At 51.5% G+C, this 14,529-nt stretch carries 19 protein-coding genes; 18 read left to right on the plus strand and 1 reads right to left on the minus strand.

The features are described from left to right. Positions 1-133: 133 nt before the first annotated feature. The 8 genes from JK198_RS09235 (at position 134) to JK198_RS09270 (ending at position 5,387) form a co-directional block, all read left to right on the plus strand. A complete protein-coding gene (locus tag JK198_RS09235) occupies positions 134-1,303 on the plus strand; it encodes a DNA cytosine methyltransferase (RefSeq protein WP_212710426.1) in 1,170 nt (389 codons plus the stop codon). Further along, complete coding sequence (locus JK198_RS09240; RefSeq protein ID WP_212710465.1) at positions 1,257-1,832, plus strand: recombination protein NinG; 576 nt, start codon at positions 1,257-1,259, stop codon at positions 1,830-1,832. The genes JK198_RS09235 and JK198_RS09240 overlap by 47 nt, the downstream gene beginning before the upstream one ends. 96 nt (positions 1,833-1,928) lie before the next feature. Next, positions 1,929-2,561 carry an antitermination protein gene (locus JK198_RS09245; RefSeq protein ID WP_212710427.1) on the plus strand — a complete coding sequence of 211 codons (633 nt, stop codon included), beginning with the start codon at positions 1,929-1,931 and terminating at the stop codon, positions 2,559-2,561. A gap of 514 nt (positions 2,562-3,075) precedes the next feature. Further along, entirely contained in the window at positions 3,076-3,327 is a 252-nt protein-coding gene (locus JK198_RS09250) for a phage holin (protein ID WP_087488942.1), read from the plus strand. Positions 3,328-3,335: 8 nt separating this feature from the next. Then, positions 3,336-3,815 carry a lysozyme gene (locus JK198_RS09255; RefSeq protein WP_212710466.1) on the plus strand — a complete coding sequence of 160 codons (480 nt, stop codon included), beginning with the start codon at positions 3,336-3,338 and terminating at the stop codon, positions 3,813-3,815. Further along, entirely contained in the window at positions 3,812-4,288 is a 477-nt protein-coding gene (locus JK198_RS16985; RefSeq protein ID WP_349290186.1) for a lysis protein, read from the plus strand. Before JK198_RS09255 ends, JK198_RS16985 begins: the two co-directional genes overlap by 4 nt. Further along, positions 4,285-4,617, plus strand: coding sequence for a hypothetical protein (locus JK198_RS09265; protein WP_212709609.1), 333 nt, complete (start codon positions 4,285-4,287; stop codon positions 4,615-4,617). The genes JK198_RS16985 and JK198_RS09265 overlap by 4 nt, the downstream gene beginning before the upstream one ends. 224 nt (positions 4,618-4,841) lie before the next feature. Beyond that, the gene (locus JK198_RS09270) at positions 4,842-5,387 is read left to right on the plus strand and encodes a KilA-N domain-containing protein (protein ID WP_212709610.1); all 546 of its coding nucleotides are present in this window, start codon (positions 4,842-4,844) and stop codon (positions 5,385-5,387) included. Between the two features lie 61 nt (positions 5,388-5,448). Here the strand turns inward: JK198_RS09270 and JK198_RS16945 are convergent, their stop codons facing one another. Next, the gene (locus JK198_RS16945; RefSeq protein WP_212709611.1) at positions 5,449-5,565 is read right to left on the minus strand and encodes a small membrane protein; all 117 of its coding nucleotides are present in this window, start codon (positions 5,563-5,565) and stop codon (positions 5,449-5,451) included. 149 nt (positions 5,566-5,714) lie between these two features. Here JK198_RS16945 and JK198_RS09280 point away from each other — a divergent pair, with 149 nt between their 5' ends. From JK198_RS09280 to JK198_RS09325, 10 genes are all read left to right on the plus strand, one after another. Further along, complete coding sequence (locus tag JK198_RS09280) at positions 5,715-5,915, plus strand: hypothetical protein (RefSeq protein WP_212709612.1); 201 nt, start codon at positions 5,715-5,717, stop codon at positions 5,913-5,915. 782 nt (positions 5,916-6,697) lie between these two features. Continuing rightward, a complete protein-coding gene (locus tag JK198_RS09285) occupies positions 6,698-7,687 on the plus strand; it encodes a terminase small subunit (protein WP_212710429.1) in 990 nt (329 codons plus the stop codon). Beyond that, complete coding sequence (locus JK198_RS09290) at positions 7,641-8,909, plus strand: terminase family protein (RefSeq protein ID WP_249213289.1); 1,269 nt, start codon at positions 7,641-7,643, stop codon at positions 8,907-8,909. Before JK198_RS09285 ends, JK198_RS09290 begins: the two co-directional genes overlap by 47 nt. 3 nt (positions 8,910-8,912) lie before the next feature. Continuing rightward, on the plus strand, positions 8,913-10,334 hold the full coding sequence (locus JK198_RS09295; RefSeq protein WP_212710430.1) for a DUF4055 domain-containing protein: 1,422 nt from the start codon (positions 8,913-8,915) through the stop codon (positions 10,332-10,334). Beyond that, positions 10,303-11,418 carry a phage minor head protein gene (locus tag JK198_RS09300; RefSeq protein WP_212710431.1) on the plus strand — a complete coding sequence of 372 codons (1,116 nt, stop codon included), beginning with the start codon at positions 10,303-10,305 and terminating at the stop codon, positions 11,416-11,418. The genes JK198_RS09295 and JK198_RS09300 overlap by 32 nt, the downstream gene beginning before the upstream one ends. A gap of 87 nt (positions 11,419-11,505) precedes the next feature. Continuing rightward, positions 11,506-12,270, plus strand: a complete 765-nt coding sequence (locus tag JK198_RS09305) for a DUF6651 domain-containing protein (RefSeq protein ID WP_212710432.1) — start codon at positions 11,506-11,508, stop codon at positions 12,268-12,270. A 90-nt stretch (positions 12,271-12,360) separates the two neighbouring features. Further along, entirely contained in the window at positions 12,361-13,497 is a 1,137-nt protein-coding gene (locus JK198_RS09310) for a P22 phage major capsid protein family protein (protein WP_212710433.1), read from the plus strand. A gap of 47 nt (positions 13,498-13,544) precedes the next feature. Continuing rightward, the gene (locus JK198_RS09315; protein ID WP_212710434.1) at positions 13,545-13,724 is read left to right on the plus strand and encodes a hypothetical protein; all 180 of its coding nucleotides are present in this window, start codon (positions 13,545-13,547) and stop codon (positions 13,722-13,724) included. A gap of 2 nt (positions 13,725-13,726) precedes the next feature. Continuing rightward, positions 13,727-14,137 (plus strand): protein singed, encoded by a 411-nt coding sequence (locus tag JK198_RS09320; RefSeq protein ID WP_212710435.1) that lies wholly within the window; start codon positions 13,727-13,729, stop codon positions 14,135-14,137. 1 nt (position 14,138) lies between these two features. Further along, the gene (locus tag JK198_RS09325; RefSeq protein ID WP_212709620.1) at positions 14,139-14,528 is read left to right on the plus strand and encodes a glutamate 5-kinase; all 390 of its coding nucleotides are present in this window, start codon (positions 14,139-14,141) and stop codon (positions 14,526-14,528) included. Position 14,529 lies beyond the last annotated feature (1 nt).

Genomic DNA, 14,529 nt, shown 5'->3' on the forward strand with positions numbered 1-14,529 from the left:
ACCTGATATTTCGCCCCATGACACTCTCCCGCAATAAACCCAAACCAATCCCGTCAGCATCTGAGGTCACTACCTACGACCCCGGGTATCTGCTGCGCAAAAGGAAATATGACTGCATGAGAACGAGGCGCGTATGACAGCGTACTACAACGAATTCGACCCAAAAGCCGCCGCATGGCTTCGGGAACTGATTAAACAAGGCCACATCGCTGATGGCGTGGTTGATGAAAGGAGTATCACAGATGTTAGACCAGAAGACCTCGAAGGATTCACTCAGTGCCACTTCTTTGCCGGTATCGGTGGATGGTCATACGCGCTACGACTTGCAGGAGTGCCCGACGATTACCCGTGCTGGACAGGATCGCCACCATGCCAGCCGTTCAGTGTTGCAGGGAAGCAAGAAGGTCAGCATGACCCTAGACACCTTGCCCCGACATTCATGCGGCTCGTTGAGCAGTGCCAGCCTCCAATCCTCTTTGGCGAACAAGTTGCGGCAGCGATTGGAAAACACTGGCTCGATGATTTATTCATTGAGCTGGAAGGACAAAACTACGCCTGCGGGTCGGCAGTATTGCCAGCGTGTAGCGTCGGTGCCCCGCACAAAAGGGACAGACTTTTCTTCGGTGCCGTTAATGTATTGGCCGACGCCGGATGTGACTATGACTCAAGCAAAATCAAAACCACCAATAATGTCAGGGAGGAAGCCAACAGATCCGCAAATATCACTTGCCGACGTGGCATATCATGTTGCTGCGTGGCCGACTCCGACAGCGAACAACGGAACCGGCTCGGGAACATCGGGGCGACAAGGGGGCATGAACCTGCAAACTGCAACCGCGATATCCTCATGGCCGACTCCGACGACTCGAGACTGGAAAGACGGGAAGGAATGTCACAACGTGCCACTGAACAGCCTGCTGGGTCGTGTGGTCTGGACGGCGGATCAGCCGATACGGATAACAGCTTCTGGCCAGGTGCTGACTGGCTCGGATGCCGGGATGGAAAGTTCAGGCCAGTTGAACCCGGAACATTCCCGCTGGCTAATGGGATTCCCGCCAGAGTGGTGCGCCTGCGCGGTTACGGCAATGCTATCGTCCCGCAAGTAGCTGCTGAATTTATCGGGGCATTTCTCGACAACCTGGCAGAGACACCATGCACAGCCTGCGGATTCCCGGCTACTGATAACCAGCTCTGCGATACCTGCGAGGAACTATACAGCGCAAAGAGTCCAAACTTTTACGACCTGGGAGGTGATGATGGTCAGGCAGAAAAAGCCGAAACCAAAAACTTGCCGCCACTGTAAATCAAAATTCTTCCCCCGCACCACCACCCAGATAGTCTGCTCACCATCCTGCGCAATCCAATACAGCAAGCACCAATCAGCGAAACAGGCTGAGCGGCAGGCTATTGCCGATCGGAAAGCGCACCGGGAACGTAAAGCAGACCTGAAGCCATTAAGCCACTGGATAAACATGACCCAGCGGGCGTTTAACGACTTCATTCGGGAACGCGACGGGGAGGTTTGTATCAGCTGCGGCAGTCGGTCGGCAGTCAGTTATCACGCCGGGCACTACCGGACTACGGCAAAGGCCAGTCAGCTTCGGTTCAACGAGGACAACTGTAATAGCCAATGTTCAGCCTGTAATACCCACCACTCCGGAAATATCGGTCCGTACCGTCTCAATCTGATAGCCAAAATCGGCACTGAGCGGGTCGAGGCGCTCGAAAACAACAACGAACCACACCGATATACCAGAGAGGAACTGGAATCGCTCAGGGCGCGCTACAGGAAGAAAACCAGAGAACTGATTAAACAGCGGGAGGATTCATGACCTGGCTAACCAAACTCCTCAACCATTTCACCCCGACAGTTCCGGATGTAAAACCCGCTCACTGGCAATCATGGGATGCCACACCCCGGAGGAAGAATGAATCTCGAAAATACAGTTAAGTTTCACAGCCCGAAATCTCCGCAATTCACCGACTCCCCACGAGCAACTGCATCAGAGGCATTAACCGGTACTGACGTTATGGGAGCGTTCGGGATGGTGCAGAGTCGCTCTCAACTCGGATTCACAGCTTTCAGCGGCAAAATGGATCTGAGTGAGAACGACAAACGAAAGGCAATTCAGTTACTGACACAGCATGGATTAAAGCACTGCGACAAGGTGGCAGCCTTACGCAAACTTGAAACAAAGGTTAAGGGAAAAGTGGTGCAAACACTCGCAACTTTCGCCTTTGCGTCATGGTCCCGTTCAGCGGCAACACCCGGAGCCAGGTGTAAAGACTGTCATGGTACTGGCCGAGCATGTGATCGGGAGAAAACTGAAGCAAGTGGGGTGTTCACGGAAAAAGAGTGTAACCGGTGTTCGGGCGATGGCTACACCAGACTGCCGGCTGTATCAGCTTACAAGGCAATAAAGTCCAATATCACTGATAAGCAGTGGCGCTATGAGGTGAAGCGATATTACGAATCACTGATATCGGAACTGGATAAATCAGAGAATCACGCCAATAGCATGTTGCGGCTGGTTACCACATTTTTTGACGAAGTTAATTAACTACAATCGATTGCAGTTGACTAAATGGCGGAAAATGGGTAGATTTTACACCAATGATGGGGTTTTTATATTTCGCATCTAATTGAATTCGAAGGGCTCGCAAATTGCGGGTCTTTTTTAGTTTATAGACTTTCAATTATGAGCAGACAAACTACTCTTAAATAGTGTCAGGAATTCAGAGGGACGTAGGGTCTTCTCTGAAGCTTGGCTTCTCCATTTAAGTCCCGCTTTCCCCGCGATCAAATCGCGGGGTTTTTTGTATATCGGGAAGGGGAATAATTACGTGTTCGCAAGCAAAGTTTCTAACTTGAACTAAATCGCTGAACGGACAGTGCGAAATTGTTGTATCCGTAAATTTTATCCAGGCTCTGCTACGGCAGGGCCTTTTTTATACTCAGATTTCACCCTCTGCCAATCGACGACCCGTTAAAAATCCTCTCTGACTGTAGCGTTAACGGCACAGGGTGAATCCCTACACACAGCACCGAGCTTTTCTCAAGCAAAGGTGGAACCCATGAAGATAAATATCATGCCCGACAAAATTGCATCGGCAGCAAGCTATTGCGTGTCCGGCACACTTGTCTGCGGAGGTAGCGTGGCCCAATGGATCAATGACCTCGACTGGAACAAGATAGCCGTTATCAGCGGGATCATCGTAGGTGTCGCAACACTACTGGTGAATGCCTGGTACAAAAGCCAGACGCTGAAAGCCTATAAAGACTCGATTGCCCGGGGAATCCCCAGCGCACCGCCAGAAGGTGACTGACCATGGCCATATCACCTTCACTCCGAAAGAAGCTGATTGCGGCCGCCGGTGGAGGTGTTATTGCCATTGCCTCAGTTCTGGTTAGCAGCCAGGAGGGGATAGAGCATATCCCGTACCGGGATGGCGGCGGGGTCTGGACTGTCTGCAAAGGACACACCGGACCTGATGTCATTCCCGGACGCACCTACACGGACGCTCAGTGCAATGCTTTCCTGTCTGCGGACATTGCTACCGCCAACCGGTCGGTCACCCGTCTGGTAAAGGTCCCGATGAATGAAATGCAGGAAGCCGCTCTGACCAGTTTCGTGTTTAACGTGGGGGCCGGTAACTTCTCTCGGTCATCGTTACTGCGTGAGCTCAACGCCGGTCATTATACCGAGGCCTGTAACTCGCTCACCCGATGGGTGTACATCGGCCGGACTAAATCCACTGGCTTAATGAACCGCCGGGAAATCGAGAAAGAAATCTGCCTGTGGGGTGCTCAATGATTTGGCTACTCGCAAACTGGCGTTATGTGCTGATCACTTTACTGGCCGGAATCCTGCTCAGTGTTGTAATCCTGATGGATCACTATCGGCATTCAGCGGATGAGTGGAAAGCAACGTCTCAGCAGCAATCATCTCTGGCAGATTCCCGGCTCAAAACTATCATCACGATGCAGGCGCAGCAGAAATCTGTCTCTGACATCGACAACCAGTACCAGAAAACTATCAAGGCGAAAGACGATGAAATCAGTTCTCTGCGCAACAGCGTTGACTCTGGTGCTGTCCGGTTGCGCATCAAAGCAGTATGTCCGGTCGGAGTGCCCAAAACCTCCGGCACCGCCAGCCGCTCTAATGCAACCAGCGCCGAAATCAGTCCAGACGCTCGACAAGATTATTACACCCTCCGCAGCCAACTGAATCAGGCCACTGCACAGATTAACGGCCTGCAGGCTTACATCAGGGAAATCACCAAATGAAATTCATCCAGTGGCTGAAAAGCCTTTTCACGAAAAAAGAGAGCGAAGAAATGTCAGATCAATCCGTAGTAGAACCAGTAGCAGCTACCCCAGTGGCAACTGAAACCCCAGCAGCGGCCGAAACACCAGTGTCAACTGATACCGGATCATCAGGCAGCGGTACCGCCGCTCAGGCAACATCCGACGCAGATACCACTGCAACCAGCTCACCGCTGGAGCAGGCCAAAGCCAAATTTGACGCTTTCGTGGAATTTGTTGAGCATGGTCTGGAAGTCTTCGGCAAAGAAGCCGAAACCGATCTGGTCGCACTGAAAGATAAGTTCCTGTAATCAGAACAGAGGCCATCACTGCGGTGGCCTCGATTGTGATTACCCGACAAGTAATTTCACTCCCCAAGCCCACTTTAACCGGTGGGCTTTTTTATTGGCGCAACGCACGCGCTTAAAACCCAGAACCTTTCAGGATGCACCTTGAGGAACCGGCTGGCTGTCGGAGCTCTCTGGGGGGCCGTTTTCCTGTGCGACAAGGTTCATCACTAAAAGGTAATTCCGATATGCAATATCCAACAGTAAAAGTGAATGGTATCTCTGTTCGTGTAGATGCTGAGGGCCGCTATAACCTCAATGATCTCCACGCTGCGGCAGTAAAAAACGGAGAGGCTACGGAGTCTCAGCGACCAAGCGTATTCTTACGAAGCGCCCAAGTTAAACGCTTTGTTAAGGCCTTAAAGTCCAAAGCACTAAAAAATGCTTTGGAACAAAATCAACCACTTATAGTTATACACGGTGGTGATAATCAAGGGGCGTGGGGCGTAGAGATGATTGCCGTCCGATATGCGGCATGGATAAAGCCCGAATTTGAAATTGACGTCTACAACACGTTCATTGAAAGCAGAACCAATGCACTGGATATTCTTAACCAGCTTAACCGCCTGGATTACCTGATATCTGGCGAAACCAAAGAGATAAGCCAGTGCGCAAGCAAAATGGGTAAATGGGGATCGGGCGGAAGAAAAGCGCTACTGAATGACGCGCGTCAAAACCTTATCGACCAGATAGATCCTGACATGGTGGCTCTGATGGAAAAATCAGTTGTGTGACCCGCAAAAAGTCGCTGGTTAACCCGAGAGCCACTTTCACAACGGCTCTCGGTGTTAGTTACTATCTTCTGCGGAAAATACCCCGTTTACTCCTTGACTCTTTGAAGAACGAAACACCCATCCAAACTGCCACGATCAATAGAGCTAAGGCTAAAGCCAAAAGGAAAAAGTTACTCATATAATATTCTTCAAATGTTCGAATCGCAGCATTATATTCCAACTCAACTTAAACTCAATTTGTAAGTGTTTCGTAAGGATAGGGTTTGTACGAATGTATCACAGAGCATCCGTCCGGGTGCTGTTTAATGCAATCAACAAGGAGCAACTATGAAACCTCAACTCGCTCATCTATACCGGAATGGCCGATTCTTCGGTTATGGGATAGTGGTAGATGGAGAGCTCATTGACCGGCAATTATCGGCAGGCATCCACTGTAGCCCTGACGATATACCGAAGGTTACAGCAACATTCAGCATTGATAACGAAATGATTGAGAATCCGGTAAGGATAGACCTTCCGGTTAAATAACAAGGAATAGGAATGGCGGCTGAAAAGAAAATCGGCTGTCTGACCGTTGTAACATCTGCTCATTAATCAACCTCTGTATTGGCAATGTTGATTTAGGTCAAAATCCAGCCTAAGTTTTAAACGTAAGGTTATTTAATCTCTGAGTTGTTAATTTTATGCGAGAGACGCCATGAAAACTGGATTTTACAGGGTAGGTAAGGACGGATGTGCTTCGAAGATATTACTTTTTCTTGAGGGATATGGATTTTTTACACCCAAGTGTAAAGTTGCCTTATCACTGAATCAACTTCAAGAAAAAGGCTTTCGCCTGATTGGTGATAAGATAGATATTAGTAAGTAATACCCCTTTGGTAAGTAATGAAATCAGAGCATTGTCATCTCATAGCATAGCCCACCTGATCATGTGGGCTTTTTTACATGCAATATCTGAGCACATTAAACTCTCTTACAACTCTGCGCCTTAGTGGATATTGTGCCTGGTTGATTCAATACAGTTACATTCTAGGTTTTGCATTGTGCCAGTGGATATGGGCGCAGTCATTTTTGACATGAAGATAGCACACTCTTTTGTCATGGAAGGTACATCCGGCCCTTTCTGAGCGCAGGAAACTAACGATAACGGTAGAAGTAAAAAAGAAACGAGCCTAATCAAATTTATCCCCTCTCATAAGTGCTAATCAGGTAGTTAAACAAAGCTGTAAAATTAATAGCTAAGTATCTTAACGGCAGTCCCCAATATCACAAGGTCATTATGGTTTTGGCTGTCTGGAAATGGAGAAACAATGGCAAAGCCGGATTGGAGCGAGCTTCAAGAACGGTTCCTGTCCGAATATGCCGAATCCGGCGTATCACCGAAAGAGTGGTGTGAGTCGCAGGGGCTGAACTATGCAACTGCTCGCCGATACATTAAGAAGCCTGCGCAGAGTGCGCAAAAAAGTGCGCAGCGTAAAACGCGCAGTGCGCAAAAGCTGGAATGCGCAGAAGAGTTAACTGAAAGTGATGGGCTGACAAAGCAACAACGGGAATTTGTTGCGGAGTACCTGAGCGATGGCAATGCTACACAGGCAGCTATCCGCGCAGGATATAGCAAGAAGACTGCTGAACAAATTGGTTATCAGTTGCTTCAGAAAACTTCAGTTGCGCAGGCCATTGCACAGCAGCAGAAAGCGTCAATCGCACGAACCATTGGCACCGCCGACGAAATCCTCTCCCAGATGTGGCAACTCGCCACCTTTGACGCCAACGACCTCACGCAATACCGTCGTGGCTGCTGCCGTCACTGCTGGGGCGTCGATCACAAATACCAGTGGACTGAATACGAATACCGGCAGGAGGAAGATAAAGCCGAACGCCAGGGGAAAGCACCGCCTGATTGCTCCGGCGGCCTTGATTACAACCGCACCATTGACCCTAACCCTGATTGCCCTGTTTGCAGCGGCGAAGGAGTGGGGCGCGTCTATATGCAGGACACTCGCAAGCTGTCTCCGATCGCCCGGCTGGCTTACTCCGGTACAAAGGTGACGAAAGGCGGCATTGAGGTGGTCAGCATCAGCCGTGAAAAGATGTTTGAAGCCATTATCAAGCGAATGGGCCTGTCTGATAGCGAGATTACGCAGAAACTCCAGCAGCTCGAACTGGAGCGCAGGCAGCTTGAGATTGAAAAACTGCGCAAGGAAATCAGTGCGCAGGGAAGTGACCAGCCGATAACACGAATGGAGGTGGTAATTGTCGGGGAGAACAATCAGAACGACCCTGACGCCACCACAGGGTAAGTTTTTCAACCTACAGTGCAAATATCCGGCCTTCGTCGGCGGCTTCGGCACAGGCAAGACGGAGACCATGGCGGTGAGCGCGTTCCGTGATGCCAGTCATTCATCTGACGCACTGATAGCGATGTACGAACCAACCTACGACCTGATCCGCTTAATCCTTGCACCACGCATGGAAGATAAGCTCAGCGAGTACGGTGTCCGGTACAAGTACAACAAGTCAGAGAACATCATCTACACCTCGTCACCGGGCATTGGCGACTTTGTCCTGCGCACACTGGATAACCCAGCGCGGATAGTCGGTTATGAGTCCTATCGCAGCCACATTGACGAAATCGACACGCTGAAAGAACAGCATGCGACCGATGTGTGGATCAAAGTGATTGCCCGTAACCGTCAGCGACCCAACGGATTGCCTGACCCGTTCAACCGGGTGAGTGTCTACACCACGCCTGAAGGTTTCCGGTTCGTGTATAAGACGTGGAAGCGCAACCCGAAGCCTGGCTACGAGATGGTTCAGGCCAGCACTTACAGCAACCCGTTTTTACCACCGGATTATGCTGACACATTGCGCAGTTCTTATCCCGCGCAGTTAATCGAAGCCTATCTGAACGGTGACTTTGTCAACCTGACCAGCGGGACGGTATATCACTGTTATGACCGCAAGCTGAATGGTAGTAGTGAGATTGTCACCGGTAGCGAACCAATTCATGTTGGGATGGACTTCAACGTCGGCAAAATGTCGGCGATTGTCCATGTGCTGCGCGGTGAGCATCCTCACGCCGTGGATGAAATTACGCAGGGCTACGACACGCCTGATGTGATTAAGACGCTGCAGAACCGGTTTCCGGCAAACAAGGTGCATGTCTATCCCGATGCCAGTGGCAACAGCCGCAAATCGGTGAATGCTTCCGAAACTGACCTCAGCCTATTACGCACCGCTGGATTTACCGTCCACGTTAACGGCACTAACCCATCAGTGAAAGACAGGGTGAACTCGGTCAATGCCATGCTGCTGAATGCAGAAGGTGAACGTCGGTACCGTATTAATGCTGACCGGTGCCCGGTTTACGCCGAATCACTGGAGCAGCAGATATGGTCACCTAACGGCGAACCTGACAAAACAGCAGGGTTTGACCACGCGAATGACGGCGGCGGTTATTTCATTGTGAAGCGATTCCCGATTATTAAGCCAACCGGCAAAGTAACTCAACTCCGGATGTAAACCATGCCAGATATCTCAACACCCAATCTCGACTACAACGATATGTGCGAGGCGTGGGACATTAACGATGCTCTCATGGGCGGTACGCTGGAAATGCGCCGCCAGGGTGAGACATATCTCCCGCGCTGGCCTAATGAAGACAAAGAAAGCTATAAGCAGCGCCTCAGTGTGGCCACACTTCTTCCTGCATACGAAGAAAGCATTAAGCAGAACATCGGCCGTATTTTCGCTGAGCCAACAGTGTTAAGTACATCAGCACCGGAAGCTATTAAGACGCTGACCGAAAACATCGATATGGAAGGTGATCGGCTGGATGTCTGGGCGCAGCAGTTCTTCAGTCTCGCGTTCCAGTACGGACTCGCGCATGCCCTGGTCGACTATCCGAAAACTGACCCCGCGATGGTGAAAACCCGGGCTGATGAACAGCAATCCGGCGCCCGGCCTTATGTGACCATGCTGAATCCGCGCCAAATTATCGGCTGGCAGTCTGCCGTGCAGGGCGGAAAGGTCGTTTTAACCGACCTACGCATCAAAGAAGTCGTAATCATTGATGGTGATGACTTCGGACAGACGAAAGTTGAGCAAATCAGGCATATCATGCCCGGCAAAGTCGAGATTTATCAGCCAGCGCAAGGTGAAAACGGAGCCATAGCCTGGACCATGGTCGATAGCTGGCAAACCAGCCGGCAGGATATCCCACTGGTGACGCTTTATACCAAACGCACCGGGTTTATGCGTGGCGCACCGCCGCTTCTGAACCTGGCTCATCTGAATGTTAAACACTGGCAGTCACAGTCTGAGCAGGACAACATTCTGCATGTTGCCCGTGTTCCGCTGCTGTCTGTGTTCGGATTGGCAGCAGACCAGGAGCTAACTATCGGCGCAGCCTGTGCAACGCAATTTTCTGACCGTTCAACGCAAGGTATGGAATACACCGAGCATACCGGCGCTGCGATTGGTTCCGGGAAAACCTCTTTGGATGACCTCGAAAACCAGATGCGGCAGGCAGGGGCGAAGCTCACTCGCGCTGAAAACACGTCGACCAAATCACTCGACCAGACTCATAGCGAACACATGCAGGAGAATTCGCCGCTATACACCATGGCAAACTCACTCGAAGACGCGCTGGATAATATCCTGCAAATCATGGCCGAGTGGATTGGCGAAAGTAATGGCGGCACTGTGGATGTTCGCACTGAGCTGGATGTATCCACACAGACCTACGATGCGCCGTCTGCATTGGCTGTACAGTCTCTGCAGCAGGGTGGAATCATTCGCAAGATTGATGCAGTACGCACGTTACAGGCGCTTAAGTTCATTGATCCGGATGCAGACCCTAACGAAGTCGTGGACGAACTAAACAATCTTCCGGTAACGCTAACAGGCGGTGATAATGTCAACATCGAACCAGGTGCTGCGGGATGAATACATCGCACACGCCATCTGGATTAGCAGGTTCGGCACTGGCGTTGCTAACCGGATAGTCAATATCCTCAACCAGAGCGATGCAGAGCTTACCGCGCGTTTGATAGTGGCAATGGACGGGATGGATGCTCAGAGCTTCACAGTGACGCGTCTGGAAGCATTGTTGTCCAGCGTCAGAACAACGAACGCCGCAGCCATTCGCGCTATGCAAACCGGCCTGACGGATGAACTGCAGCAACTGGCCCATCATGAAGCTGGGTATCAGCTCAGTCTGTTTGAGCATGCCATTCCTGATTCAGTGCTGGCATTGCACCCGATCATTGGTATCCATCCTGACACGCTATACGCCGCGGCAATGGCCCAGCCGTTTCAGGGTCGACTGTTGAGTGAGTGGGCATCCAACCTCGAATCAGACCGGATGACGCGCATCAGCAATACTGTCCGTCAGGGGTTTCTCCTCGGTGACACAACGGAGCAGATAGCCCGGAAGATTCGCGGCCAGGCCAATAACGGATATCAGGACAGCGCATTGCAGGTCAGTCGTGCGAATGCGGCCAGTATTGCCAAAACGGCAGTAGGGCACCTGGCATCAACCGCCAGAAACAGCTTTGCCAGCGCCAATGATGACATCATCAAAGGTAAGCAGTGGCTATCCACTCTGGACAACCGCACAACGCCAGCATGTCGCATCAGGGACCGGCTGAAATACACGCTGGATAATAAGCCTATCGGTCACAAAATCCCGTATCTGCAAGGCCCGGGCAAAATTCACTGGTGCTGCCGCTCGACCGAAACCTACATTCTGAAATCGGCTCAGGAGCTCGGTATCGATATCAAAGAAATCCCGCCATCAGCGCGTGCCAGTATGGACGGGCAGGTGGCAGGTGATACCGATTATCAGAGCTGGTTTGCCCGACAGTCCTATGACCGCCAGAAACAGATTGTCGGCGAAAAACGGGCACGGTTGATGCGTGACGGCGGCATGAAGCCGGATGAATTTTACAGCGACAAGGGTGAATGGCTGACGCTCGACCAGTTAAAGGAGCGGGACAAACAGGCATTCAGTAAGGCAGGAATCAACTAACAAGGTCACTTCGGTGGCCTTTTTTTACGGCCGCAATCCGGATGGCAAGCGGCGCAACGGTCGGATGACCACACCAAAGGTATAAGCATGAAACTGAAAACAGTAGAAGTGAACGGTCAGAATTACGCGGCTCTCGATGATAATGGTCTGCCGATCTATGTGCATGCAGACGGCAAAGAGATTGGTTTCGATGCTGCACAGGCTATCGGGAAAATCTCAGCACTGAATGGCGAGGCCAAATCACACCGTGAGGCCAAAGAAGCCGCAGAATCGAATCTGGCGAAATTCTCCGGCATCACCGACCCGTCAAAGGCGCTGGAAGCTTTGGACATGATGACCAAAATCGACCAGAAAAAGCTGATCGACGCGGGTTCTGTTGACCAGGTTAAGGCGGAAATCACCAAATCGTTTCAGACCCAGTTGGACGAAGCAAGTCAGCAGAATAAGGCTCTGCAAGGTCAGCTCTACAACGAGATGATCGGCGGTCGCTTTGCTGGCTCCCAGTTCATCACCGAAAAACTGGCGATTCCTGCTGATTTTGTTCAGGCCCGCTTTGGTCAGGCATTCAAAATCGAAGACGGTCAGGTCGTTGCCTATGACGGCAGCGGTAACAAGGTTTACTCCCGCTCCAAGCCCGGCGAAGTCGCAGGATTTGATGAAGCGCTGGAGTACCTGGTCGAGCAATACCCGCAGAAAGACCACATTCTGAAAGCCAGCGGCAATAGCGGCGGCGGCTCTCAGCAATCACAGCATGCAGCCGGACAAAAGACAATGAAGAGCGAAACCTTCAAAGGGTTGGGGCCTGTTGAGCAACGCTCTGCACTCAAAGACGGTGTCACCATCGTCGATTAACGATCACCAACTGCCACGCCTCGGATGGGGTTTGGTGCCTGAGCTGGATGGCTCAAAAAACCTCATATCAACTTAATAGGAAATCAAGAGATGGCGAATACGCTGACTAATCTAATCCCGACCATTTTTACCGCGCTGGACGTTGTTTCACGCGAACAGGTCGGCTTTATTCCTGCTGTGGCCCGTAACGCAAAAACTGACGCGGCGGCAAAAGGGCAGACGGTAACAGCACCAGTCGCACCGGTTGCAACTACCGTTGATATCACCCCGGGTCCAGCTGCACCGAATACCGGTGATCAAAATATTGGTACCGTTAACGTACAAATCACTAAGTCCAAAATGGCAGCGGTTAAATGGAACGGTGAAGAGCAACTGGCTATCGGACCATCCGGTACCTACAACACCATTCTGGCTGACCAGTTCAAGCAGGCATTTCGTGCGCTGGCGAACGAAGTCGATGCTGACCTGGGTGCATTGTATTTCAACTCATCCCGCGCAGTTGGCACAGCCGGTACCGCTCCATTCGGTGTGAAAGATGACCTGTCTGATTTCGCTCTATCTCGCCAGGTGCTTACTGACAATGGTGCACCAACCACTGACCTGCAAATGGTCCTGGGTTCAGCGGCCATCGCCAACATGCGCGGTAAACAATCCGTTCTGTTCAAAATGAATGAAGCCGGCACGGATCAATTACTCCGCGAGGGTGTGATTGGTCGGGTTGAAGGCTTCAATATCCATGAGTCGGCGGGTGTTGCAAAAGTGGCTGCAACGGCTTCGACTGGCTATCTGGTGAACGGGGCTAAAAAAGAAGGCGATATCATCATTGCGGTAGACTCAGGCACTGGCGGTATCCTGCAGGGTAATGCGGTTAAATTTGCGGGCGATGATAATACTTACCTTGTAGTGGCTACGACGGCGACCACTATCACATTGGCGGCACCCGGCCTGCGACAAGATCTGGCTGATGATGCTGAAATCACCGTTATTGGTGGCTTCACCGCAAACATGGCTTTTGACCGCAACGCATTCCTGCTGGCTGCACGTACTCCTGCGATGCCGCAGGGCGGCGATACCGCTGATGACGTGATGAACGTAACTGATCCAGTGTCTGGAATCACTTTCCAGGTGGCGCTGTACCGTCAGTACCGTCAGGTGCGTTATGAAGTTGGTCTGGCATGGGGTGTGGCATCCATCAAGCCAGAGCACGCGACCATCCTGCTGGCTTAAGCCTGGTTACAACCTCGGGGCTTCGGCCCCGTTTTCATGGAGGGCTTATGGCCGGACTGACGAAAGAACAACGGGCACAGCGCGAGGCTGAGAAAGCGCAAAGCCAGCCGGCATTTATCTGCATGGTGACAGAGTTTCCGGCGTTCGAGGACGCACCCACCAAAGCGAATGTGCATCCGGAAGAAGTTGAAGTCTGGAAAGCGCATGGCTGGAAAATTGAGGTGTAATCATGGTCACCTTTATCACAGTTGATGATGTTGATGCATTGCTGGGTAGCGCTTGGGCAGATACCGGCGGCAAAGCGAAAGCAGTATTAATGGCTAATGCCTGGCTGAATGGCCTGTCACTGCGCCTGCCGTGCGACAAGGTAACGCATGAACAGGTCATCCCTGATGATGTGAAAACAGCAGGTGCCTATGCAGCTCTGGCAGCGTCGACTGGCGGCCTGTACCAGCAAAAGACCGATTCAGGATCACTGCTGAGTAAGTCCGTCGATGCCAACGGCGTCAGTGTATCGAAAACCTTTGCTGAACTGGATGCAAACAGCTCAACTCTGCTGGATTCAAACCTACAGCTGGCGATGGCGATACTGAAACCGTACGGGCTCAGCACATCGCAGGTCAGACTGGTAAGGGGGTAGTGTGGGCATTCGTGATGAGCTGCAAACCGAGATTGCCGCTGCTTTCGATGATGCTGGCGGCCTGGCTGATGCCGTTAACAAATTCACTGCCAGTTATGTCGTGGCCGGTGAAGTTGACCCGGTGACTGAGAAAACAACTAGCCAGACGGTCAGCTACTCGGGACGCGGTGTGTTATCAGACTATAGTCTGAGTCGCATCGATGGCGTAAACATCCTTCACGGTGACTTGAAGTTAACCGCGCTGACCAACGAAGTCACTGACAAGCCAGCAGAAGGGCATGTTGTTTTGACCGATGATCTGGTCTCTGGCGAACAGCAGGCGTACAAGGTTGTCACTGTTGGTACTGATGCGGCGAAAGCCACGTATTCTATCCAGTTGCGGAGGGCATAGC

The sequence above is a fragment of the Tatumella sp. JGM91 genome (assembly GCF_018257575.1).
Lineage (GTDB): Bacteria > Pseudomonadota > Gammaproteobacteria > Enterobacterales > Enterobacteriaceae > Tatumella > Tatumella punctata.

Excerpts from the sequence above, each read along its gene's own strand:
- JK198_RS09235 (WP_212710426.1), top strand. The coding sequence starts at position 134 with ATGACAGCGTACTACAACGAATTCGACCCAAAAGCCGCCGCATGGCTT.
- JK198_RS09240 (WP_212710465.1), top strand. The coding sequence starts at position 1,257 with ATGGTCAGGCAGAAAAAGCCGAAACCAAAAACTTGCCGCCACTGTAAA.
- JK198_RS09245 (WP_212710427.1), top strand. The coding sequence starts at position 1,929 with ATGAATCTCGAAAATACAGTTAAGTTTCACAGCCCGAAATCTCCGCAA.
- JK198_RS09250 (WP_087488942.1), top strand. The coding sequence starts at position 3,076 with ATGAAGATAAATATCATGCCCGACAAAATTGCATCGGCAGCAAGCTAT.
- JK198_RS16985 (WP_349290186.1), top strand. The coding sequence starts at position 3,812 with ATGATTTGGCTACTCGCAAACTGGCGTTATGTGCTGATCACTTTACTG.
- JK198_RS09265 (WP_212709609.1), top strand. The coding sequence starts at position 4,285 with ATGAAATTCATCCAGTGGCTGAAAAGCCTTTTCACGAAAAAAGAGAGC.
- JK198_RS09270 (WP_212709610.1), top strand. The coding sequence starts at position 4,842 with ATGCAATATCCAACAGTAAAAGTGAATGGTATCTCTGTTCGTGTAGAT.
- JK198_RS16945 (WP_212709611.1), bottom strand. The coding sequence starts at position 5,565 with ATGAGTAACTTTTTCCTTTTGGCTTTAGCCTTAGCTCTATTGATCGTG.
- JK198_RS09280 (WP_212709612.1), top strand. The coding sequence starts at position 5,715 with ATGAAACCTCAACTCGCTCATCTATACCGGAATGGCCGATTCTTCGGT.
- JK198_RS09285 (WP_212710429.1), top strand. The coding sequence starts at position 6,698 with ATGGCAAAGCCGGATTGGAGCGAGCTTCAAGAACGGTTCCTGTCCGAA.
- JK198_RS09295 (WP_212710430.1), top strand. The coding sequence starts at position 8,913 with ATGCCAGATATCTCAACACCCAATCTCGACTACAACGATATGTGCGAG.
- JK198_RS09300 (WP_212710431.1), top strand. The coding sequence starts at position 10,303 with ATGTCAACATCGAACCAGGTGCTGCGGGATGAATACATCGCACACGCC.
- JK198_RS09305 (WP_212710432.1), top strand. The coding sequence starts at position 11,506 with ATGAAACTGAAAACAGTAGAAGTGAACGGTCAGAATTACGCGGCTCTC.
- JK198_RS09310 (WP_212710433.1), top strand. The coding sequence starts at position 12,361 with ATGGCGAATACGCTGACTAATCTAATCCCGACCATTTTTACCGCGCTG.
- JK198_RS09315 (WP_212710434.1), top strand. The coding sequence starts at position 13,545 with ATGGCCGGACTGACGAAAGAACAACGGGCACAGCGCGAGGCTGAGAAA.
- JK198_RS09320 (WP_212710435.1), top strand. The coding sequence starts at position 13,727 with ATGGTCACCTTTATCACAGTTGATGATGTTGATGCATTGCTGGGTAGC.